General features: G+C 71.0%; 20 protein-coding genes and 1 tRNA gene. 14 read left to right on the forward strand and 7 right to left on the reverse strand.

The window, feature by feature from the left end:
* Window positions 1-114: 114 nt before the first annotated feature.
* Window positions 115-807: a TetR/AcrR family transcriptional regulator gene (locus ACFWP3_RS03860; protein WP_384215826.1), complete on the reverse strand. Its 693-nt coding sequence runs from the start codon at window positions 805-807 to the stop codon at window positions 115-117.
* 371 nt (window positions 808-1,178) lie between these two features.
* Between ACFWP3_RS03860 and ACFWP3_RS03865 the strand changes: the two genes are divergently transcribed.
* Window positions 1,179-1,559, forward strand: coding sequence for a peptidase inhibitor family I36 protein (locus tag ACFWP3_RS03865; RefSeq protein ID WP_384215828.1), 381 nt, complete (start codon window positions 1,179-1,181; stop codon window positions 1,557-1,559).
* Here the strand turns inward: ACFWP3_RS03865 and ACFWP3_RS03870 are convergent.
* Entirely contained in the window at window positions 1,540-2,391 is an 852-nt protein-coding gene (locus ACFWP3_RS03870) for an ion channel (protein ID WP_384215830.1), read from the reverse strand. The two genes, ACFWP3_RS03865 and ACFWP3_RS03870, sit on opposite strands and share 20 nt — an antisense overlap.
* Window positions 2,392-2,511: 120 nt before the next feature.
* Window positions 2,512-5,244 carry a pyruvate dehydrogenase (acetyl-transferring), homodimeric type gene (gene aceE, locus ACFWP3_RS03875; RefSeq protein ID WP_384215832.1) on the reverse strand — a complete coding sequence of 911 codons (2,733 nt, stop codon included), beginning with the start codon at window positions 5,242-5,244 and terminating at the stop codon, window positions 2,512-2,514.
* 459 nt (window positions 5,245-5,703) lie between these two features.
* Between aceE and ACFWP3_RS03880 the strand changes: the two genes are divergently transcribed.
* From ACFWP3_RS03880 to ACFWP3_RS03905, 6 genes are all read left to right on the forward strand, one after another.
* Window positions 5,704-6,132, forward strand: a complete 429-nt coding sequence (locus ACFWP3_RS03880; RefSeq protein WP_384215834.1) for a DUF3052 domain-containing protein — start codon at window positions 5,704-5,706, stop codon at window positions 6,130-6,132.
* 157 nt (window positions 6,133-6,289) lie between these two features.
* Window positions 6,290-6,748 (forward strand): peroxiredoxin, encoded by a 459-nt coding sequence (locus ACFWP3_RS03885; RefSeq protein ID WP_384215836.1) that lies wholly within the window; start codon window positions 6,290-6,292, stop codon window positions 6,746-6,748.
* A gap of 164 nt (window positions 6,749-6,912) precedes the next feature.
* Entirely contained in the window at window positions 6,913-7,488 is a 576-nt protein-coding gene (locus tag ACFWP3_RS03890; RefSeq protein ID WP_384215838.1) for a TerD family protein, read from the forward strand.
* A 220-nt stretch (window positions 7,489-7,708) separates the two neighbouring features.
* The gene (locus ACFWP3_RS03895) at window positions 7,709-8,284 is read left to right on the forward strand and encodes a TerD family protein (protein WP_384215840.1); all 576 of its coding nucleotides are present in this window, start codon (window positions 7,709-7,711) and stop codon (window positions 8,282-8,284) included.
* Between the two features lie 34 nt (window positions 8,285-8,318).
* Entirely contained in the window at window positions 8,319-9,431 is a 1,113-nt protein-coding gene (locus tag ACFWP3_RS03900) for a DUF475 domain-containing protein (RefSeq protein WP_384215842.1), read from the forward strand.
* A 138-nt stretch (window positions 9,432-9,569) separates the two neighbouring features.
* Complete coding sequence (locus tag ACFWP3_RS03905) at window positions 9,570-10,313, forward strand: Tellurium resistance (protein ID WP_384215844.1); 744 nt, start codon at window positions 9,570-9,572, stop codon at window positions 10,311-10,313.
* A 127-nt stretch (window positions 10,314-10,440) separates the two neighbouring features.
* Here the strand turns inward: ACFWP3_RS03905 and ACFWP3_RS03910 are convergent, their stop codons facing one another.
* The gene (locus ACFWP3_RS03910) at window positions 10,441-11,202 is read right to left on the reverse strand and encodes a TerD family protein (RefSeq protein ID WP_384215846.1); all 762 of its coding nucleotides are present in this window, start codon (window positions 11,200-11,202) and stop codon (window positions 10,441-10,443) included.
* Window positions 11,203-11,396: 194 nt separating this feature from the next.
* Here ACFWP3_RS03910 and ACFWP3_RS03915 point away from each other — a divergent pair, with 194 nt between their 5' ends.
* Genes ACFWP3_RS03915 through ACFWP3_RS03930 form a run of 4 tightly spaced genes read left to right on the forward strand, consistent with a single transcriptional unit; the run spans window position 11,397 to window position 16,642 of the window.
* Window positions 11,397-12,563: an HpcH/HpaI aldolase/citrate lyase family protein gene (locus ACFWP3_RS03915; protein WP_384215848.1), complete on the forward strand. Its 1,167-nt coding sequence runs from the start codon at window positions 11,397-11,399 to the stop codon at window positions 12,561-12,563.
* 8 nt (window positions 12,564-12,571) lie between these two features.
* Window positions 12,572-15,148 (forward strand): phosphoribosyltransferase, encoded by a 2,577-nt coding sequence (locus tag ACFWP3_RS03920; RefSeq protein ID WP_384215850.1) that lies wholly within the window; start codon window positions 12,572-12,574, stop codon window positions 15,146-15,148.
* Entirely contained in the window at window positions 15,145-15,978 is an 834-nt protein-coding gene (locus ACFWP3_RS03925; protein WP_384215852.1) for an HAD family hydrolase, read from the forward strand. Before ACFWP3_RS03920 ends, ACFWP3_RS03925 begins: the two co-directional genes overlap by 4 nt.
* Before the next feature lie 4 nt (window positions 15,979-15,982).
* Complete coding sequence (locus ACFWP3_RS03930; protein ID WP_384215854.1) at window positions 15,983-16,642, forward strand: O-methyltransferase; 660 nt, start codon at window positions 15,983-15,985, stop codon at window positions 16,640-16,642.
* A 62-nt stretch (window positions 16,643-16,704) separates the two neighbouring features.
* On the opposite strand, the gene ACFWP3_RS03935 is transcribed toward ACFWP3_RS03930, so the two are convergent.
* The 3 genes from ACFWP3_RS03935 to ACFWP3_RS03945 all read right to left on the reverse strand — a co-directional run bounded on the left by ACFWP3_RS03935 (window position 16,705) and on the right by ACFWP3_RS03945 (window position 19,168).
* Window positions 16,705-16,932 carry a zinc ribbon domain-containing protein gene (locus ACFWP3_RS03935; RefSeq protein ID WP_384215856.1) on the reverse strand — a complete coding sequence of 76 codons (228 nt, stop codon included), beginning with the start codon at window positions 16,930-16,932 and terminating at the stop codon, window positions 16,705-16,707.
* Between the two features lie 33 nt (window positions 16,933-16,965).
* A complete protein-coding gene (locus tag ACFWP3_RS03940) occupies window positions 16,966-17,673 on the reverse strand; it encodes a DUF4383 domain-containing protein (RefSeq protein WP_384215858.1) in 708 nt (235 codons plus the stop codon).
* Window positions 17,674-17,881: 208 nt separating this feature from the next.
* Complete coding sequence (locus ACFWP3_RS03945; protein WP_384215860.1) at window positions 17,882-19,168, reverse strand: hypothetical protein; 1,287 nt, start codon at window positions 19,166-19,168, stop codon at window positions 17,882-17,884.
* A gap of 65 nt (window positions 19,169-19,233) precedes the next feature.
* Here ACFWP3_RS03945 and ACFWP3_RS03950 point away from each other — a divergent pair.
* The 3 genes from ACFWP3_RS03950 (at window position 19,234) to ACFWP3_RS03960 (ending at window position 20,314) form a co-directional block, all read left to right on the forward strand.
* A tRNA-Val gene (locus ACFWP3_RS03950) sits at window positions 19,234-19,308 on the forward strand.
* Between the two features lie 133 nt (window positions 19,309-19,441).
* Entirely contained in the window at window positions 19,442-20,074 is a 633-nt protein-coding gene (locus ACFWP3_RS03955; RefSeq protein ID WP_384215861.1) for a hypothetical protein, read from the forward strand.
* A gap of 15 nt (window positions 20,075-20,089) precedes the next feature.
* Window positions 20,090-20,314 (forward strand): DUF2277 domain-containing protein, encoded by a 225-nt coding sequence (locus ACFWP3_RS03960; protein WP_069920138.1) that lies wholly within the window; start codon window positions 20,090-20,092, stop codon window positions 20,312-20,314.
* Window positions 20,315-20,320 lie beyond the last annotated feature (6 nt).

Genomic DNA, 20,320 nt, shown 5'->3' on the forward strand with positions numbered 1-20,320 from the left:
GGCCGGACAGGTTCACTGGGACCAGCGTAGGAGACCGATTCCGGCCGGGGCGCGCCGGGTGACGGGTCTCACGGCCGACCGGGTGTGGCCGCACCGCCAGTTGGCGATCAGCGGTCAGCCGGCGGGATCCCGGCCGTCGGGGGTCCGCCGGCGCCAGTCCCCTGCCAGAGCAGGGCCGATCTGGTCCAGATAAGCCCCGGTCATCCGCCGGATCGCGGCCACGCCGGTGTCCTCGCCCTGCCCCCACAGCCGGCCCGTGACCCGCATCACCCCGCAGAACACGGCGGCGGCGACGCGCGGGCGCGGATCGGCGTCCACGTCCAGGCCCTCGCGGGCGGCGAGCAGCCGGGAGATCCGTTCCTCCAGGCCGGTGGAGCGGCGCAGGTGCACGGCGAGCAGGGCCGGGGTGCGCTCGATCAGCCGGTAGCCGCGCATGTACAGCTCGACGGGGACCACCTCGCACAGGGCCTCGTCGAGGGTGTCCCAGGTGGCGAGCACCGCGCCGCGCATCGCCTCGAGCGGGCCCTCGGCGGCCGGCCGGGCCTGGAGCGCGGCGAAGAAGTGCGACTCGACCAGGTCCTGGACGGCGAAGGCGACCTCCTCCTTGTTCGCGAAGTACCGGAAGAAGGTGCGCTGCGAGACGTGCACGGTGTCGGTGATCTCGTCGACGGTGGTGCGCTCGTACCCCTGGGAGACGAACAGCAGCAGGGCGGCGCGCAGCAGCGCGTCCCGGGTCCGCCGCTTCTTGCGCTCGCGCAGTCCCGCCACCACGGGTGCGGCCGGTGCCGTCCGCTCGTCGGTCCTCACCGCGGGGCTCCCTTCTGACGCGGAGTGGGCGGTCAGGCTATCTGTGACCTGCCCCACACCGGCCGTCGCGTTAAGCCGTTGGTGAAGGGACGGCAACTCGTTCGGGGACAGCCCGAGGGCGGCGCGGCCGGCCGCCTGCGCCCCGGGCGGGCCCGGCAGAGCCCGGCGGAAAGGCCGCTTGGAAGGGCCCGGCGGAAGGGTCAACTCCGTACGTACGACAGCCCCGCCGGACGGTTCCGGCAGGGCTGTCGCCTATCAGGGTGGACCCGGCCGCGCCCCCTTCCGCCCGCCCGTATCCGCAGGTCAGCGTGGTGTCAGCGGAGCACCGGAAACGGTCCGGGTGCCGCCCGTCCACAAGGAGTTGACCCGTCATGCGTACGTGGAGCACCACTTTCGCCGCCTTCGCCCTGGCCCTGACCGCCCTCATCCCGAGCTCGGCCGGCACCGCGCACGCCGCGGGCCAGGCGACCCTCGGGTCCTGCGCCACGGGCCAGCTGTGCCTATGGGCGAAACCGGAGTTCAAGGGAACCCGGCACACCCACGAACTGAGCACCCTGGACGTCAACAGCTGCACCGCACTGCCCGCCGGAACCAGCGCGCAGTCCCTCGCCAACCGCACCGGGCGCCCGGTGACCACCTATCAGTCGGCCGTGTGTGCGGAGACCGGCGAGTTCCAGACCTACCCGGGCGACGGGGTCTGGCTGCCCCAGTCCCCCTACCAGGCAAGGGCGTTCAAGGTGTGGGAGAACTAGCCCCGGCCCGGGGCCCCGCCACCGCCTCCAGCGGCGCCGGGGCCCCCGGCTGTCCGGCCCCCGGCTGTCCGGCCCCCGGCTGTCCGGCCCCCGGCTGTCCGGCGGCCGGCCGGCCGCCCAGCCGGGACACCTCGGCGCGCAGCGCCCGTACCTCCGCGTGCAGCTCCTCGAGGGCCGCCAGCTGGAGCCGCTCCACCCGGTCGTCCCGCTCGAAGCGGGCGATGAACCAGGCGGCGATGTTCGCCGTCACCACACCGAGCAGGGCGATCCCGGACAGCATCAGCCCGACGGCCAGCACCCGGCCGAGCCCGGTGGTGGGGGAGTGGTCCCCGTACCCGACGGTCGTCATGGTGGTGAAGGACCACCACACCGCGTCACCCAGATTGCGGATGTTGCCGTCCGGGGCGTCCCGCTCCACGCTCAGCACCGCGAGCGAGCCGAACATCAGCAGCCCCACGACGGCGCCGGCCACATACGTCGTCAGCCGGATCTGCGGAGCCATCCGGGCCCGCCGGCCCACCAGCAGCAGCGTCGACACCAGCCGCAGCAGCCGCAGCGGCTGCACCAGCGGCAGCACCACGGCGCACAGGTCCAGCCAGTGCGTCCGCACGAAGTGCCGGCGGTCATCCGTGATGCCCAGCCGCACCAGGTAGTCGAGGGCGAAGGCCCCCCACACCGCCCACTCCGCGTAGGTGCACGCCCGGTGCACCCACGGGCGCGCGTCGGGCATCACGATCGGCACGGCGTACGCGACGGCGAAGCACACGGCGAACACCAGCAGCGGAGCCTGCGTGCGGCGCTCCCAGCGCGCCTGGAGGGAGGGTTCCTTCATGCGGAGCATCGTAAGGAACGCGTAAAGCGCAGGTGCCCCCGGCTCCGCCGGAGGCACCTCGCCCACACCCGGCGGCGGCCGGGTCCGGCCGCCGCCGTCATCCGATCCGCCGCGCGGCGGCTAGGCGTCGCCGCCCGCCGCGCCCGGGTCCGCCGCCGTGACGTCCAGCAGCTGGTACCGGTCCACGGCCTGCTTCAGCACCGAACGGTCGACCTGGCCCGTCTTGGCCAGCTCGGTCAGCGTCGCCAGCACCACCGACTGGGCGTCGATGTGGAAGAAGCGCCGGGCCGCGCCGCGCGTGTCCGCGAAGCCGAAACCGTCCGCGCCCAGCGAGGTGTACGGGCCGGGGACCCAGCGCGAGATCTGGTCCGGCACCGCCCGCATCCAGTCCGACACCGCCACGAACGGCCCCTCGGCACCCGACAGCTTCCGCGTCACGTACGGGACGCGCTGCTCCTCCTCCGGGTGCAGCAGGTTGTGCTCCTCCGCCTCCACGGCCTCGCGGCGCAGCTCGTTCCAGGAGGTCGCCGACCAGACGTCCGCCCGGACGTTCCATTCGGCCGCGAGGATCCGCTGCGCCTCCAGCGCCCACGGCACCGCCACGCCCGAGGCCAGGATCTGCGCCCCGATGGTGCCCGCCGTGCCCGCCGACACCCGGTGGATGCCCTGGAGGATGCCGTCCACGTCCACGTCGGCCGGCTCGGCCGGGTGCTGGATCGGCTCGTTGTAGACGGTCAGGTAGTAGAAGACGTCCTCCGCGTCGGGCCCGTACATGCGCCGCAGACCGTCCTTGACGATGTGCGCGATCTCGTAGCCGTACGCCGGGTCGTAGGCGACGCAGCCCGGGTTCGTCGAGGCCAGCAGCTGGGAGTGACCGTCGGCGTGCTGGAGCCCCTCACCCGTCAGGGTGGTCCGGCCGGCGGTCGCACCCAGCACGAAACCGCGCGCCAGCTGGTCGGCCATCTGCCAGAACTGGTCACCCGTGCGCTGGAAACCGAACATCGAGTAGAAGACGTACACCGGGATCAGCGGCTCGCCGTGCGTGGCGTACGCCGAACCCGCCGCGATCAGCGAGGCCGTGCAGCCCGCCTCCGAGATGCCGTCGTGCAGCATCTGGCCGGTCGGCGACTCCTTGTACGCGAGCAGCAGGTCGCGGTCGACCGCCTCGTACTGCTGACCCAGCGGGTTGTAGATCTTGGCGCTCGGGAAGAACGCGTCCATGCCGAAGGTGCGGTACTCGTCGGGCGCGATCAGCACGAACCGCTTGCCGATCTCCTTGTCCCGCATCAGGTCCTTCAGGATGCGGACGAAGGCCATCGTGGTCGCGATCGACTGCTGGCCCGAGCCCTTCCTGGCCGCCGCGTACGTCGCGTCGCCCGGCAGCTCCAGCGGCTTGGCGCGCACCACACGGGTCGGCACGTAGCCGCCCAGGGAGCTGCGCTGGTCGTGCATGTACTGGATCTCGGGCGAGTTGCGGCCCGGGTGGTAGTACGGCGGCGCGCCGTTCTCCAGCTGCTGGTCCGTGATCGGGATGTGCAGGCGGTCGCGGAAGCGCTTGAGGTCGTCGACCGTCAGCTTCTTCATCTGGTGCGTCGCGTTGCGGCCCTCGAAGTTCGGGCCCAGCGTCCAGCCCTTGACCGTCTGGGCCAGGATCACCGTCGGCTGGCCCTTGTGGGCCTTGGCCGCCGCGTACGCCGCGTAGACCTTCTTGTGGTCGTGACCGCCGCGGCCCAGGTGCTGGATCTGGTAGTCGGTCATGTTCGCGACCATCGCCCGCAGTCGCTGGTCGTCCCCGAAGAAGTGCTCGCGGATGTACGCGCCCGACTCGGTGGCGTACGTCTGGAACTGCCCGTCGGGGGTGGTGTTCATCTTGTTGACGAGGATGCCGTCGCGGTCCTGCGCCAGCAGCGGGTCCCAGGAGCGGTCCCAGATCAGCTTGATGACGTTCCAGCCGGCGCCCCGGAACTGCGACTCCAGCTCCTGGATGATCTTGCCGTTGCCGCGCACCGGGCCGTCCAGGCGCTGCAGGTTGCAGTTCACCACGAAGGTCAGGTTGTCCAGGCCCTCGCGGGCGGCGATCGACAGCTGGCCGAGCGACTCCGGCTCGTCCATCTCGCCGTCGCCGAGATACGCCCAAACGTGGGACTTGGAGGTGTCGGCGATCCCGCGCGCCTCCATGTACCGGTTCATCCGGGCCTGGTAGATCGCACCGAGCGGGCCCAGGCCCATCGAGACGGTCGGGAACTCCCAGAAGTCCGGCATCAGCCGCGGGTGCGGGTAGCTCGAAAGGCCGTACGGGGCCTTCGACTTCTCCTGCCGGAACGCATCGAGCTGCTGCTCGGAGAGCCGGTCCAGGAGGTAGGCGCGGGCGTAGATGCCGGGCGAGGCGTGGCCCTGGAAGAAGATCTGGTCGCCGCCGTCGCCCTCGTCCTTGCCCCGGAAGAAGTGGTTGAAGCCCACGTCGTAGAGGGAGGCGGAGGAGGCGAAGGTCGCGATGTGGCCGCCGACCCCGATGCCCGGGCGCTGCGCGCGCGAGACCATCACGGCCGCGTTCCACCGGGTGGCGTTGAGGACCTTGCGCTCGATCTCCTCGTTGCCGGGGAAGAACGGTTCGTCCCTGGTGGCGATCGTGTTGACGTAGTCCGTGCTGCGCATCTCCGGCACGGCCACGCGCTTCTCGCGGGCCCGCTCGATCAGCCGCAGCATCAGATAGCGGGCCCGCTCACGGCCCCGCTCGTCGACCGCCGCGTCCAGCGAGTCGAGCCACTCCTGCGTCTCCTCCGGATCGAAGTCCGGGACCTGACTGGGCAGGCCGCCAATGATGATCGGATTGCGATCGGATGCGGAAACCACGCTGTTCCTTCGCTGTCGGGGGAGTCGTGCCTTCGGTTCGCCGCCTCCCATGGTCTTACGCTCGGCCGAAATCGTCATCTTTACCGCTGGGTAATCCCTGGAGGCGGCAGGAAGTCCGGGATGGGCGATCCGAGGGCGGCCCGGCCAAATCGCAACCTTACGCCCATGTCGGTCACACCCCGTCAACGAACTCGTAAGGACGTTCGTCCTTCAAACAGGTAGGAAAGTCCCGAGGTGTTGCCGATGATGCCGAAAGAACCGCAATGGTGTGGGATGAATCACCAGAGCCCCCCACAAGGAGGCTGAAAGTTGCGGCGAGACGGCCGCAATCGTCACCGTTTCGACGGTCTCGGCGGCCGGGTACTTGCGCGATCCGCCGCGCCCGTGTGGACTACGTCCAATGCTGCGCGTACGCGCGCCGCCAGAAGACATTCACCGAACATGAGCAGGAGGCACCCCGTGAGCGCGACCGCGGACCACGCGGAGAACCTGGCCGCCCGGCTGGGTTTCCAGTCCGAACAGGTGGTCCAGGAGATCGGCTACGACGACGACGTCGATCAGGAATTCCGTGATGTCGTTGATGAGCTCGTCGGCGATCTCGTCGACGAGGACTACGACGACGTCGCGGACGCCGTGTTGCTGTGGTTCCGCGAGGACGACGGCGACCTGGCGGACGCCCTGGTCGATGCCACCGAGCTGATCGAGGACGGCGCACTGATCCTGCTGCTGACCCCCAAGACGGGCCGCCCCGGCTACGTCGAGGCCAGCGACATCAAGGAAGCCGCGGAAACCGCCGGCCTCTCGCTGGCCAAGGGTCTCCCCGTGGGCAAGGAGTGGGCCGCCACCAAGCTGGTGACGCCCAAGACGGCCGTCAAGACCAAGCGCTAAGCCGCGCCCTCCGCTCCAGAGCGGACACTTTTCGCACCCCGTCGACCCCGGTCGGCGGGGTGTGTGCGTTCTCCGCCCCGCCCCGCCTAGGCTGTGCCTCACCCGAACGGCCCACTGCGGCCGATCCAGGAACGCGGGAACGAAAGGGATGCGAGAGATGGCGATCGAGGTCGGCGACAAGGCCCCGGACTTCGAGCTCAAGGACAACCACGGCGCCACCGTGCGGCTCTCCGACTTCCGGGGGGAGAAGGCCGTGGTGCTGCTCTTCTACCCGTTCGCCTTCACCGGCGTCTGCACCGGTGAGCTGTGCGAGCTGCGGGACCAGCTGCCGCGCTTCCAGAACGACGAGGTCCAGCTCCTCGCCGTCTCCAACGACTCCGTGCCGACCCTGAGGGTCTTCGGGGAGCAGGAGGGCCTGGAGTACCCGCTGCTGTCGGACTTCTGGCCGCACGGGGAGACCTCGCGCGCGTACGGGGTCTTCGACGAGGAGAAGGGCTGCGCGGTCCGCGGCACCTTCATCATCGACAAGGACGGCGTCGTGCGCTGGACGGTCGTCAACGGGCTGCCCGACGCGCGTGACCTGAACGAGTACATCAAGGCGCTCGACAGCCTCTGAGGGGCTCGGCGGGCTCTTTGCCGCAGTTCCGCGCGAAAACCGTTTACAGGCGGGAACCCGTCACTAGGATCGAAACGTTGATCCGGTAGCTCCCCCGGCCACGGCCGGGAGGGCCCAGTGCACGACGGGGCACCGCCCCACACACAGAACCCAATGGAGGACCCGTGGGAGTCAGCCTCAGCAAGGGCGGCAACGTCTCGCTGACCAAGGCCGCGCCTAACCTGACGGCGGTCATCGTCGGTCTGGGCTGGGACGCTCGCACCACCACCGGTGTCGACTTCGACCTCGACGCCAGCGCGATCCTGACCAACGACCAGGGCAAGGTCGCCAGCGACGCGAACTTCGTCTTCTTCAACAACCTGAAGAGCCCCGACGGCTCGGTCGAGCACACCGGTGACAACACCACCGGTGAGGGCGAGGGCGACGACGAGGCGATCAAGGTGAACCTCGCCGGCGTCCCGGCCGATGTCGCCAAGATCGTCTTCCCGGTCTCGATCTACGAGGCCGAGGGCCGCCAGCAGAGCTTCGGCCAGGTCCGCAACGCGTACATCCGCGTGGTGAACCAGGCGGACAACACGGAGCTCGCCCGCTACGACCTCTCCGAGGACGCCTCGACCGAGACCGCCATGGTCTTCGGCGAGCTGTACCGCAACGGCGCGGAGTGGAAGTTCCGCGCCATCGGCCAGGGCTACGCCTCGGGCCTGCGCGGCATCGCGCAGGACTTCGGCGTCAACGTCTGAGCCCAGAGCAGTCATCCGTCCGGCGCCGTGCACTGTGTGTACGGCGCCGGACCGGCTTTGCGGCCCTGCGGACCGGCCCACGGGCCACTGCGGGGCACTGCGGGCCACGCACCCGTACGGCCCGCGGAACGCAGCCGCACCCGCGGCCGCACCCGCGCGGCCGCACCGCACGCAGCCACACCGTCACGCAGGCACACCGTCGTCCGGGGAGGACCACAACATGGGCGTCACACTCGCCAAGGGGGGCAATGTCTCCCTCTCCAAGGCCGCACCGAACCTGACCCGGGTTCTGATCGGCCTCGGCTGGGACGCACGCTCGACCACGGGCGCGGACTTCGACCTCGACGCCAGCGCGCTGCTGTGCAACAGCGGCCGGGTGCTCGGGGACGAGTACTTCATCTTCTACAACAACCTGAAGAGCCCCGACGGCTCGGTCGAGCACACCGGGGACAACCTCACCGGCGAGGGTGACGGCGACGACGAGTCGATCATCATCGACCTCAGCAAGGTGCCGGAGCGCGTCGACAAGATCGTCTTCCCGGTCTCGATCCACGAGGCCGACAGCCGCCGGCAGAGCTTCGGCCAGGTCAGCAACGCCTTCATTCGCGTGGTGAACCAGGCGGACGGCCAGGAACTCGCCCGCTACGACCTCTCCGAGGACGCTTCCAGCGAGACCGCGATGATCTTCGGCGAGGTCTACCGGTACGGAGGTGAATGGAAGTTCCGTGCAGTGGGGCAGGGGTACGCGTCGGGTCTGAGGGGCATCGCTCTAGACTTCGGGGTCAACGTTTCGTAAAGCCGCAACAAGACGCATGGGGTGCCAGGTGCCAGTGGTTCTGAAAACCTTCGGCTGGTCGTTCGCCATCACGGCGCTCGGCCTCGCCTTTGCCGCGTGGCAGTGGGGGTGGGAGGCGTTCGGGATCGTATTGATCCTGTCGATCCTCGAGATCTCGCTGTCCTTCGACAACGCGGTCGTCAATGCCGGAATCCTGAAGAAGATGAATGCCTTCTGGCAGAAGATCTTCCTCACCATCGGCATCCTGATCGCCGTGTTCGGTATGCGGCTGGTGTTCCCGGTGGCGATCGTCGCCATCAGTGCCAAGGTCGGCCCCATCGAGGCCATCGAGCTGGCGCTGGACCACCCCGAGCAGTACGAGGCCCTGGTCACCGACGCCCACCCGGCGATCGCCGCCTTCGGTGGCATGTTCCTGCTGATGATCTTCCTCGACTTCATCTTCGACGAGCGGGAGCACAAGTGGCTTGCCTGGCTTGAGCGTCCGCTCGCCAAGCTCGGCAAGGTCGACATGCTGTCGGTCTGCATCGCCCTGATCGTCCTGCTCGTCTCGGCGATGACCTTCGCCGTCAACGCCCACACCAGCACCGGCCACGCGGACAAGTCCGCCACCGTGCTGCTCGCCGGCGTCGCCGGTCTGATCACGTACCTCATCGTCGGCGGCCTGTCCTCGTACTTCGAGGACAAGCTGGAGGAGGAAGAGGAGCGCGAGCACGAGGAGGAGGAGAAGGCCAAGGCCGCGGGCAAGCCCGTATCCGCCGTCGGCCTGGCCGGCAAGGCCGCGTTCTTCCTCTTCCTGTACCTCGAAGTCCTCGACGCCTCGTTCTCCTTCGACGGGGTCATCGGCGCCTTCGCCATCACCAACCACATCTTCTGGATGGCGCTCGGCCTCGGCATCGGCGCCATGTACGTCCGTTCGCTCACGGTCTACCTGGTCCGCCAGGGCACGCTGGACGACTACGTCTACCTGGAGCACGGCGCGCACTACGCGATCGGCGCGCTCGCGGTCATCCTGCTGGTCACCATCCAGCACGAGATCAGCGAGATCATCACCGGCCTCGTCGGCGTGCTGCTGATCGCGGCCTCCTTCTGGTCCTCGGTGCGCCGCAACAAGCGCCTGGAACTGGAGGGTTCCACCGCCAAGGCATGACCGCGGCGGTAATGCGGAACGCTCAACTGCGGGGCGGTCCACCGGGTCCACGGACCCGGCGGGCCGCCCTGCTTCCGTAGTCAACTTCCGTGGCCGTACAGGGGACCAGGGGAACAAGGGGAACAAGGGGGCAGGGGGATGGGCTTCTTCGACGGGATCATGGGCAGCCGCGCCGTGCAGTTCCAGTCGGGCAGCGCCTCGTCGAACGCGATCGAGCTGACGAAGCGGCACCCGACGGTGTCGCTCACCAAACAGGGGGCGGTGCACGGCAATCTGCGCGTCAACCTGTCCTGGCGCATGCGCACCTCGGACATAGGCGGCAGCAGCCACGGGCAGAGCGGCCGGCTGCTGCGCCATCCATTCAAGCTGTTCAAACCCGACATGGTGCAGGCGCACACCCAGGGCATGGTCAACGTCGACCTCGACATGGGCTGCCTGTACGAGCTGACCGACGGCACCCGGGGCGCCGTCCAGCCGCTCGGCAACCTGCTGGGCGACATCAACGACCCGCCGTACGTGAAGCTCAGCGGCGACGACCGGTTCGGCTCGGCGTCCGGGGAGACCCTCTACGTCAACCTCGACCACGCCGAGGAGATCAAGCGGCTGCTGGTCTTCGTCTACATCTACGACCAGACCCCGGCCTTCGACCGCACCCACGCCATGGTCACGCTGTTCCCGGTCACCGGCCCGCGCATCGAGATCCCGCTGGAGGAGCGGCAGCCGCAGGCCCGCTCCTGCGCGGTGGTCTCGCTGGAGCACGTCAAGGGCGAGTTCACCGTCCGGCGCGAGGTGAAGTTCGTGTACGGGTTCCAGGCCGAGCTGGACCGGCTGTACGGCTGGGGGCTCCAGTGGGGGCGGGGCTACAAGAGCACCAAGGCCTGACCGGAGCCCCGCCCGGGGACCGGGCGGGGCCGCGCAGCCGTGTCACGGCGTCCGCGGGGCCAATGGCGTCACGGCGTCACGGCGTCGCGGCGGCACGGCTTCCGCGGCGGCACCCGCGTCCGCGCCGTCAGCGGCGGATGAACTGCGGGCCCTGCACCGGCAGCCGGAAGGACGGGTCGGCGCCCGGACCCGGCAGCGGGGCCGGGGACACCGGCTGCGGGTACCCGTAGGCCGGCTGGACGGACGGCGGGGCCTGGGTGGGCGGGGCCATGGCGGCCGTCTGGTCGGCGGTGGGTCCGGCCGCCGGGCTCCCGGCCGCCGGGCTCGCGCCGGGCTCGGCGGCGTTCTCGTCGACCGAGATCCCGTGGTCGGTGGCCAGCCCGACCAGCCCGTCGGAGTAGCCCTCGCCCAGCGCGCGGAACTTCCACCCCTCGCCCCTGCGGTACAGCTCCCCGCAGATCAGGGCCGTCTCGGCGCCCGTCTCGGGCCGCACGTCGAAGTAGGCCAGCGGTTCGGAGCCGCCGGTCGCGGTGGCGTCGTACAGGAGGATCCGCAGGTCCCGGACCCGCTCGAAGGGCACGTCCTCGGCGGAGGCGACCACCAGGATCCGGTCCACGGCCGGGGTCACCGTCCGCAGGTCGGCCTGGACCGCGTCGGTGACCGCCTCGCCGAGCTGCTTCTTGCCCAGCCGCCACACGGCCCCCGAGGGGTGCCGGGGCTGGTTGTAGAAGACGAAGTCCTCGTCCGAACGCACCCGGCCGTCGGAGCCCACGAGCAGCGCGGAGGCGTCCACGTCGGGCACCTCGGGGCCGGTGGTCCAGCGCAGCACCGCCCGGACCGCCGTGGCGGCCACCGGGATGTTCGAGCCCTTCTGCATCGCGTGCGTCATGCCCGTCATCCTGCCCTCCCCGGGTGGACCGGGACAATGCGGCCCCCCGTAGGGCCTTGTCTCGAACGCGAGAGCTGGGCATGGTGCAAGAGGGTTACCTGAACTTCATGTGCTTGAGGAACTCTTGACTCACGTTCGTACGTACTATTACCGGCCACGCCAGTTGGGCCGCCGAGGCAGTACGGGGGAAGCACATGCGTCACTTTGGGCACGTATCGCCCACAGTCCGTAAGGACCTCTTCCACCAGGAACCGGCCGAATTCACCGGAGCCTCCCCCGCCCGCACCCTCGCCGCGGCCCTCGGAGCCACCCTCTACAGCCCCGCCACCCGCCCCCAGCTCGCCCGGGACATCCGCAAGCAGGCCGGCCGCGGAGTCGTCTCCATGGTCCTCTGCCTGGAGGATTCGATCAGCGACGGCGATGTCGCCGGGGCCGAGGAGAACCTCGTCCGGCAGTTCGCCGAGCTCGACACCGACGACGACGAGCTCCCGCTCCTGTTCATCCGCGTCCGCGCGCCCGAGCAGATTCCCGACCTGGTGAGACGCCTCGGCGGCGCCGCGCACCGACTGTCCGGATTCGTACTTCCCAAATTCAACGAGAGCAGTGGCAGCGCCTTCCTCGACGCCGTGGCGCAGGCGGAGGCCGTCGCCGGCCACTCCCGCCTGTATGCCATGCCCGTCCTGGAGACCCCGGACCTACTGCACCTCGAAACCCGCGTTGAGACGCTTGCCGGCATCTCCCGCACCGTGAACAGCCACCGCGAGCGGGTCCTGGCCCTGCGGCTCGGCGTCACCGACTTCTGCTCCGCCTACGGCCTGCGCCGCACCCCCGACATGACCGCCTACGACGTCCAGATCGTGGCCGGCGTCATCGCCGACGTGGTCAACGTCCTCAGCCGCGCCGACGGCACCGGCTTCACCGTCACCGGACCCGTCTGGGAGTACTTCCGCCGCCAGCAGCGCCTCTTCAAGCCCCAGCTGCGCCGCAGCCCCTTCCTCGCGGAGGGCGTGGAGGAACTGCGCACCGCCCTGATCGAACACGACCTGGACGGCCTACTGCGCGAGATCGAACTCGACCGGGCCAACGGACTGCTCGGCAAGACCTGCATCCACCCCGCCCACGTCACGCCCGTCCACGCCCTGTCCGTGGTCTCCCACGAGGAATTCTGCGACGCCGAGGACATCCTGCGCCCCGAGCGCGGCGGCGGCGGGGTGATGCGCTCGGCATATACGAACAAAATGAATGAAGTGAAGCCCCACCGGGCCTGGGCCCTGCGCACCATGCAGCGCGCCGAGGTCTTCGGTGTGGCGAAGGAGGAGGTCGGCTTCGTCGACCTGCTCACGGCCGGACTCCAGGTGTGAAACCCCTGGTGACGGCGGAGACGACGAGGAAAGGCAAGACGATCGAAGCGGTGTGGTCGGGAACCTGGGTCGCGGACCGGCTGGGCGTCAGCCTGGAGGAGGCCGGTGCGCCGGGCTCGCCACGGCTCGCGGAGCTGCTCGGACTGGCGCTGCGGCGCAACCCCAAGCGGGCCCACCTGCTGGTCTCGCAGGTACTGGGCAAGCACGTCCCGCAGTCCCCGGCCACCGTCTACGCGGCCGGGTACGGGCTCGGCGAGCGGGTCCGGGCGCTGCTCGGCGCGGACGGCGCCGCCTCCGCGGTGGTCCTCGGCTACGCGGAGACGGCCACCGGGCTCGGGCACTGCGTCGCCGACGGCCTGGGCGACGTCCCCTACCTGCACTCCACCCGCCGGCCCGTACCGGGCGTGCGGCCCGCAGGCGGCTTCGAGGAGGCCCACTCGCACGCCACCTCGCACCTGCTGCTGCCCGAGGACCCCGCACTGCTCGCGGGCAGCGGGCCGCTGGTCCTCGTCGACGACGAGTTCTCCACCGGCAACACCGTCCTGAACACCATCCGCGACCTGCACGCCCGCCACCCGCGCGAGCACTACGTGGTCGTCGCCCTCGTCGACATGCGCTCCCCGGCCGACCGCGACCGCCTCACCGCCTTCGCCGCGGACATCGGCGCCCGCGTGGACCTCATAGCCCTGGCCTCGGGCACGGTCACCCTCCCGGACGGCGTCCTCACCAAGGGCCAGGCCCTGGTGGAGCAGTACGAGGCCCGGGCCGCGCAGGCCCAGCCCCGCCGGCCGTCGGGGCGCGAGGTCCCGGGCGGAGCCCCCGGAGACGACCCGCAGCCGTTCACCCGCGTGGACCTGGCCTGGCCGGCCGCGGTGCCCGACGGCGGCCGCCACGGCTTCACCCCCGCCCACCGCACGGCCCTGGACAAGGCCCTGCCCGACCTGACCGCCCAGCTCGCCGCCGCCCTCGGCGACACCCCCGGCCGGATCCTCGTACTCGGCAACGAAGAGCTGATGTACGCCCCCCTGCGCCTCGCGAAGGCCCTGGAGGAGGCGGGCGCGGCCCGCGAGGTCCGCTTCTCCACCACCACCCGCTCGCCCGTGCTCGCCGTCGACGACCCCGGCTACGCCATCCGCACCCGGCTCGTCTTCCCCGCCCACGACACCCCGCCGACCACCGCCGGGAGCACCCCCACGGCCGACGACCCCGGCGACCGGTACGCCTACAACGTCGCGGGCGCCGGCTTCGACGCGGTCGTCGCCGTCGTCGACTCGGCCGGCGACACCCCCGAGCTGCGCACCGGACTGCTCGCGAGCCTCGCTCCGCACACCGGCCGGGTCCTGCTGGCCGTCGTACCTTCCTACGTACCCGACCGGCAGGAGCAAGAGCCGATCATGACCGAGCGGACCACGGACGAGGCGGCGCACCAGCCCGTGCACACGCCCCTGCGGGAGCCCCTGCGCGGCCCCGCCTTCTCCTCGTACGCCGCCGAGGACGTCGGCTGGCTCCTCCAGGACTTCTCCGACGTCGAGCTGGAGGCCCCGACCGAGGAGCGCGAGGAGGCGATCCAGGCGGGCGGCGCGCACTACGCCGAGTCCCTGCCCGTCGAGTACCAGCCGTCCCCCCAGTACCAGGAGCTGTACCAGAGCGCCCTGACCGCCTCGGCGGCCCGCATCGCCCGCGCCGTCGGCACCGTCACCGAGACGGTCCTCGCCGAGCGCTCCCCCTCCCCGGTACTGGTCTCCCTGGCCCGCGCCGGCACGCCCGTCGGCGTACTGATGCGCCGCTGGGCACAGGCCCGGCACGGCCTGGACCTGCCGCACTACGCCGTCTCCATCGTGCGCGGCCGCGGCATCGACGCCAACGCCGTGCGCTGGCTCGCCGCCCGCCACGACCCGGCCGACATCGTCTTCGTCGACGGCTGGACCGGCAAGGGCGCCATCACGCGCGAGCTGACCGCCGCCCTCGCCGAGTACCCCGGCTTCAACCCGGAGATGGTGGTCCTCGCCGACCCCGGCTCCTGCGTGCAGACCTACGGCACCCGCGAGGACTTCCTCATCCCCTCCGCCTGCCTCAACTCCACCGTGTCCGGCCTCATATCGCGTACCGTCCTCAGGTCCGACCTGGTCGGGCCCGCCGACTTCCACGGCGCGAAGTTCTACCGCGAGCTCGCCGGCGCGGACGTCTCCACCGCCTTCGTCGACACGGTCGCCGCCCACTTCGACGAGGTCGCCGACGCCGTCGGCGAGGAGGTCAAGGAACTCCTCGCCGCGGACCGCACCCCGACCTGGGAGGGCTGGGCGGCCGTCGAGCGGATCAGCGAGGAGTACGGCATCCACGACGTGAACCTGGTCAAGCCCGGAGTCGGCGAGACCACCCGGGTGCTGCTGCGCCGGGTCCCGTGGAAGATCCTCGCCCAGCGCGGCGCCGGCACCGACCTGGACCACGTACGGCTGCTCGCCGAGCAGCGCGGGGTCCCGGTGGAGGAGGTCGACGGCCTGCCCTACACCTGCGTCGGACTCATCCACCCCCGATTCACGCGCGGCGCCACCGGCGCCGACGGAAAGGCTGTGGCCTCGAAGTGACTGTCCTGGTAGCCAGTGATCTCGACCGTACGCTCATCTACTCGGCGGCGGCCCTCGGCCTGACCATGCCCGACCCGGTGGCCCCCCGGCTGCTGTGCGTCGAGGTCCACGAGAGCAAGCCGCTGTCCTACATGACGGAGACGGCGGCGGGACTGCTGGCGGAACTGACGGCCGACCCTTCGGTGGTCTTCGTCCCGACGACCACGCGGACCCGCAAGCAGTACCAGCGCATCCGTTTCCCCGGCCGCCCGGCCAAGTACGCCATCTGCGCGAACGGCGGCCAGCTGCTCGTCGACGGAGTGCCCGACAAGGACTGGCGGCGGCAGGTCGCGGCCCGTCTGGCGCAGGAGTGCGCCCCGCTGGAGGAGGTCCACGCCCACCTGCTGGCGGTGGCCGACCCGGCCTGGCTGCGCAAGGCACGGGTGGCGGAGGAACTCTTCGCGTACCTCGTCGTGGAACGCGCCCTCGTCCCCGACGAATGGCTCAAGGCCCTGGCGGAGTGGGCGGAGGCGCGCGGCTGGACGGTGTCCCTCCAGGGCCGCAAGATCTACGCCGTTCCGCGCCCGCTGACCAAGAGCGCGGCGATGCACGAGGTGGCCCGCCGTACGGGCGCCACCACGACCCTGGCCGCCGGAGACTCGCTCCTGGACGCCGACCTGCTGCTCGCGGCGGACGCGGCCTGGCGCCCGGGCCACGGCGAACTCGCCGACGCCCAGTGGCACGCCCCGAACGTGAAGGCCCTGGCCGCGGCGGGCGTGCTGGCGGGCGAGGAAATCGTGCGCGAATTCGGCCGAGCGGCCGGACGGGCGGCCGGAGCGTTGCGAGACTGACCGTATGACCAAGGGCAACAGCACCAAGATCACGGATGAGCTGTACCGGTACATGCTCGCCCACAACCCCCCGCTGGACGCCGTCCAGCGGGGGCTCGTGGAGACGACCTACGCCAAGTTCCCGGACGTCGCCGGGATGCAGTCCGCGGAGGAGCAGGGGCCGCTGCTGGCCTTCCTGGTCCGGCTGACGGGCGCCCGCCACATCGTGGAGGTGGGCACCTTCACCGGCTTCTCCTCCCTCGCGATGGCCCAGGCGCTGCCCGCCGACGGCCGCCTCATCGCCTGCGACGTCTCCGAGGAGTGGACGGCGTACGGCAGGGAGGCCTGGGAGGCGGCGGGCGTCGCGGACCGCATCGAGCTGCGGATCGCGCCGGCGCTGGACACCCTGCGCGCCATGCCCGCGACGCCGCACATCGACATGGCCTACGTGGACGCCGACAAGGAGAGCCAGATCGCCTACTGGGAGGAGCTCGTGCCGAGACTGCGCCCGGGCGGCCTGATCGTCACGGACAACACGCTCTTCCACGGCGCGGTCCTCGACGAGGCGGCCACCGGCTCGGCGGCCGGTGTCCGCGCGTTCAACGACCACGTCACGGCGGATCCCCGCATGGAATCGGTCCTGCTGGCGATCTCGGACGGCCTGACCCTGTCCCGCAAGCGCTGACGGGTCTGGTTCGGCTCGCGGCTCCGGTGCGGCTGGGGCTCCGGTCTGGCTGGGGCTCCGGTCTATCCGCAGCCGCCTCCACCGCAGCAGCCGCCGCCCCCGCCCCCGCCGCCCATGGCGCGAGCGGGCGCGGGGGCACTGCCGGTCCCGCCGACGGCGACGGCGGACAGCAGCTTGACGGTGTCGGCATGACCTGCGGGGCAGTCGGCGGGCGCCGAGGACTCGGCCATCGGCCGGCTCAGCTCGAAGGTGTCGTCGCAGGTCCGGCAGCGGTACTCGTATCGAGGCATGCGGCCAAGGCTATGCCGCCACGGCCGCGACGGCTACGGCCGACCCGGCGCGGCCGCCCGGTACGCCCTGTCCTCCCTCGCCGCCTGCTCGGGGTGGCGGGCCCGCCAGTACGGATTGTCGTGCGGCAGCGCGCTGCCGACCCGCCCGTACATCCCGAACCACATCAGCATCACGCCGACGACGAAGCTGAACAGCACGTTGGGGATCTTGAAGGCCAGGAAGTTCAGCTCGGTGTCGAGCAGCGCGAGGTTCACGAACCCGCTCGCGATGAACAGCAGGCCCAGCACGATGTTCAGGGTGGAGGCGAACGTCCCGCCGATCACCATCCCGATGCACAGCAGCAACCCGATGCAGATCGACAGGACGCTGAGCGCACCGTTGGTGTTCAGGGCCAGCACCGTGTCGCCGCCGGTGTCGAAGAACCCGATCCGGTCGACGAGCCCCAGGATCCCGAACACCACCAGCAGCAGCCCGGTCAGACCGGCACCGACCCGGTAGACCTTGCTGAGCTTGTGATCGGCCGGCAGATGCTCGTCGAGCCGCGCGTTGACGGGGTGCAGGGCGCGCTGCAGCAGCCCGGGGGAGGCCGCCTGTGGCGTGTGGGCCGCATAGGGCTCGTGGGGTACGTAGGGCGCGTAGGACTCATGGGGCTCGGTGCACCCGTACAGCGCGTGCGGCGCATACGTCTCACGCCGCGACACGGGCTGCTCACCGGACCTGTGGGAAGTATGGACAGCCATCCCGCCCTCCTCTGCTCCGTTCCGGGCACCAACACCAGCATCCGCCGCCACCCCGCTGGGGACAACCTGGCTGATACCGGGAGGCAGGGGAGAGCGTGCCGGGGCCGCGCACGGGGGCGCCGGCCAGTACTCCCACTCAGCCGTGCCACTCGGCTGCGCCACTCAGCCGCGGCACTCAGCTGTGCCAATCACCCGTGGGCTGTGCCACTCAGCTGTGGCCGCGCTCTGCCCGGATCCCGTTCACCACACGGTTCACGGCCTCCCGTACATCCTGCATCTCCAGCAGGAACGCCCAGTAATCCGGATGCCGCCCCTCCAGCCCGGCCAGCGCCCGGGCCACCCGGGCCACCGACTCGTCCAGCGGCCGCGCGTGCCGCGGATCCGGCACACTGCGGCCCGCCATCGCCAGCCGCTGCGCGTCGCGGATCGCGAACCGCGTCCGGTCCACCTCGGCCTGCGGATTGCGCGCCACGTCCTCCAGCCGCGTCAGCCGGTCCTGCGCCGCCGACACCGCCTCGTCCGTGGCCTCCAGCGAATCCCGTACCGCGTCGATCAGCGCCCCCACATCGGCCCAGCGCTGCTCGTCGCGGGCCCGGGACGCCTCCAGCAGCCGGTCCTCCGCCCGCGCCACATCCCGTATCGCCTCGTCCGGCACCTGCTGGAGGTCCTGCCAGCACGCCGCACTGAACCTCCGGCGCAGCTCGCTGAGCACCGGATCCACCCGGTCCGCACGGTTGCGCAACGCCTGGGCCCGCGTCCGCAGGCTCACCAGCCGCCGGTCGATCTCCGCGGCCCGCTCCGGCAGCCGGGCCGCCTCGGCCCGCACGCCCTCCGCGTCCCGCAGCATCCGGTCGGCACGCTGCACGGTCTCCTGCACCCCGTGCCGGCCCGCACCCTCGTTCAGCTTGGTCAGCTCCGGACCCAGCGCCGCCAGCCGCGCCGCCAGATCGTCGGCCCGCATCCCCTTGGCCCGTACGGCATCCAGCGCATCACTCGCCGCCAACAGCGCGGCCTTCGCCCGCTCCCGAGCCGGGGCCACCCGGGCCAACTGCGTCTCGGCCTTGTCCAGCAGCGGCTGCAACCCCTGCGCGAACCGGTCCAGCTCCCCCTTGACCCGCACCAGCTCATCGCGGGCCCGGGTCAGCTCCTCCCGCGCCCGCGAGGCGGCGGCCGCCTCCAGATCGACCCGGTCCAGGTCGTGCGCGTCCACCGCCTCGATGTACACATGGCTGACCTGATCGATCCGCTGCCCGAGCGCGGCGAACCCCTCGCCGGCCTGCCGCCCGGCGGGCGAACCGTCCGCCGCTGCGATCGTCTCGATCGAGATCCGCAGGTCCCGCTGCGCGCTGTCGAGCTCGTAGAACGCCGCGGCAGCGGCATCCTTCGCCGCCTGCGCCTCGGCCCGCCGACTCTCGTCCCGCCCACCGAACCACCGCCGGGATGCCGTCGTCACAATCCCTCTCCCGTACCGCGTGTCCGCAATGCCCCGGACCATTCTCCCCCAAGGGAACGGGTTTGCGTGGGGGGTGTGCCCGCCATGTAGGCTGTCCACTCATCCACGGGTGCGTAGCTCAGGGGTAGAGCGCTGCTCTTACAAAGCAGATGTCGGCGGTTCGAAACCGTCCGCGCCCACCACCACGAAGGCCCCCAACCGATCACGGTTGGGGGCCTTCGTGCGCCGCCAACGGGCGCGTGATTTATTGCCGCGCGGACGGCGGGCAGCCACGCTGGGGTTACCAGGACGGGCGGGCCGTGGGAACCTCGGGGGATGGGCGAGTGGCTCGGGTGGGGTGGGGTGGTCGCGGCGGTCGTCGCGGCCTTGGTGGTGCTGGAACGGGCGGTCGGAGCGGGCTTCGAGCGCAAGCGGGCCGAGGAGAGGGCCCGGCTGCTCGCGCACGTCGCCGAACCGGCCGTCGTCACGACGGGGAACCCCAAGTTCGATGACGTCGGGGGTATCCAGCACCCTCCCGCGGGGGAACTCGGAGACCGGCGCGACGAGTTCACGCCGATCCTCGTGGAGTACTACGCCTACGGGCTGACGCAGGCCCGCAGCAGCTTCGCCACCAGCCAGCGGTTCGCCGGGGTCGGTGCGGCGATCCTCCTCGCCGGGGTCGCCCTGGCCGTCTGGAAGGCGGAGACCGGCGGGGAGCTGTACCTCGGAGTCGTGACCGGCTCGTTCGGACTGGTCACCACCCTCGTCGGGCAGCTCTTCCACCGGCGGGCCGACATCGCGCTCAAGCACATGGCCGACCAGACCACCTCGCTGCGCGACGACCGGCGGGCCGCCGAGACCACGCAGCAGGCCATCGGGCTGCTGGACGAGGTCGCCGACCCGGAGCTGCGGAGCCGGCTCCAGGCCGGATTGATCATGAAATTGTCCGGGGCCGAGCTGCCCCGCTAGCGGGATAGTAGGGGTATGTGCCGTTCCATTAAGACCCTGCGCCCGCCCGCCATCCCCGAGAAGGCCACCGAGGAGGAGATCCGCGCCGCCGCGCTGCAGTACGTGCGCAAGGTGTCCGGCTTCCGGGCGCCCGCAGCGCACAACCGCGAGGTGTTCGACGCGGCCGTGGACGCCATCGCCGAGGCCACCGCCGAGCTCCTCGACGGGATGCACGTACGGGGCCAGGCCGCCCCCGCATGAGCCGGG

This window comes from Streptomyces sp. NPDC058525 (assembly GCF_042719495.1).
Taxonomy (GTDB): Bacteria; Actinomycetota; Actinomycetes; order Streptomycetales; family Streptomycetaceae; genus Streptomyces.

Bases quoted from the DNA above. Each gene is read 5' to 3' on its own strand.
- ACFWP3_RS03865 (WP_384215828.1), top strand. From the start codon at position 1,179: ATGCGTACGTGGAGCACCACTTTCGCCGCCTTCGCCCTGGCCCTGACC.
- ACFWP3_RS03870 (WP_384215830.1), bottom strand. From the start codon at position 2,391: ATGAAGGAACCCTCCCTCCAGGCGCGCTGGGAGCGCCGCACGCAGGCT.
- ACFWP3_RS03885 (WP_384215836.1), top strand. From the start codon at position 6,290: ATGGCGATCGAGGTCGGCGACAAGGCCCCGGACTTCGAGCTCAAGGAC.
- ACFWP3_RS03895 (WP_384215840.1), top strand. From the start codon at position 7,709: ATGGGCGTCACACTCGCCAAGGGGGGCAATGTCTCCCTCTCCAAGGCC.
- ACFWP3_RS03905 (WP_384215844.1), top strand. From the start codon at position 9,570: ATGGGCTTCTTCGACGGGATCATGGGCAGCCGCGCCGTGCAGTTCCAG.
- ACFWP3_RS03910 (WP_384215846.1), bottom strand. From the start codon at position 11,202: ATGACGCACGCGATGCAGAAGGGCTCGAACATCCCGGTGGCCGCCACG.
- ACFWP3_RS03915 (WP_384215848.1), top strand. From the start codon at position 11,397: ATGCGTCACTTTGGGCACGTATCGCCCACAGTCCGTAAGGACCTCTTC.
- ACFWP3_RS03930 (WP_384215854.1), top strand. From the start codon at position 15,983: ATGACCAAGGGCAACAGCACCAAGATCACGGATGAGCTGTACCGGTAC.
- ACFWP3_RS03935 (WP_384215856.1), bottom strand. From the start codon at position 16,932: ATGCCTCGATACGAGTACCGCTGCCGGACCTGCGACGACACCTTCGAG.
- ACFWP3_RS03940 (WP_384215858.1), bottom strand. From the start codon at position 17,673: ATGGCTGTCCATACTTCCCACAGGTCCGGTGAGCAGCCCGTGTCGCGG.
- ACFWP3_RS03945 (WP_384215860.1), bottom strand. From the start codon at position 19,168: ATGGTCCGGGGCATTGCGGACACGCGGTACGGGAGAGGGATTGTGACG.
- ACFWP3_RS03955 (WP_384215861.1), top strand. From the start codon at position 19,442: ATGGGCGAGTGGCTCGGGTGGGGTGGGGTGGTCGCGGCGGTCGTCGCG.
- ACFWP3_RS03960 (WP_069920138.1), top strand. From the start codon at position 20,090: ATGTGCCGTTCCATTAAGACCCTGCGCCCGCCCGCCATCCCCGAGAAG.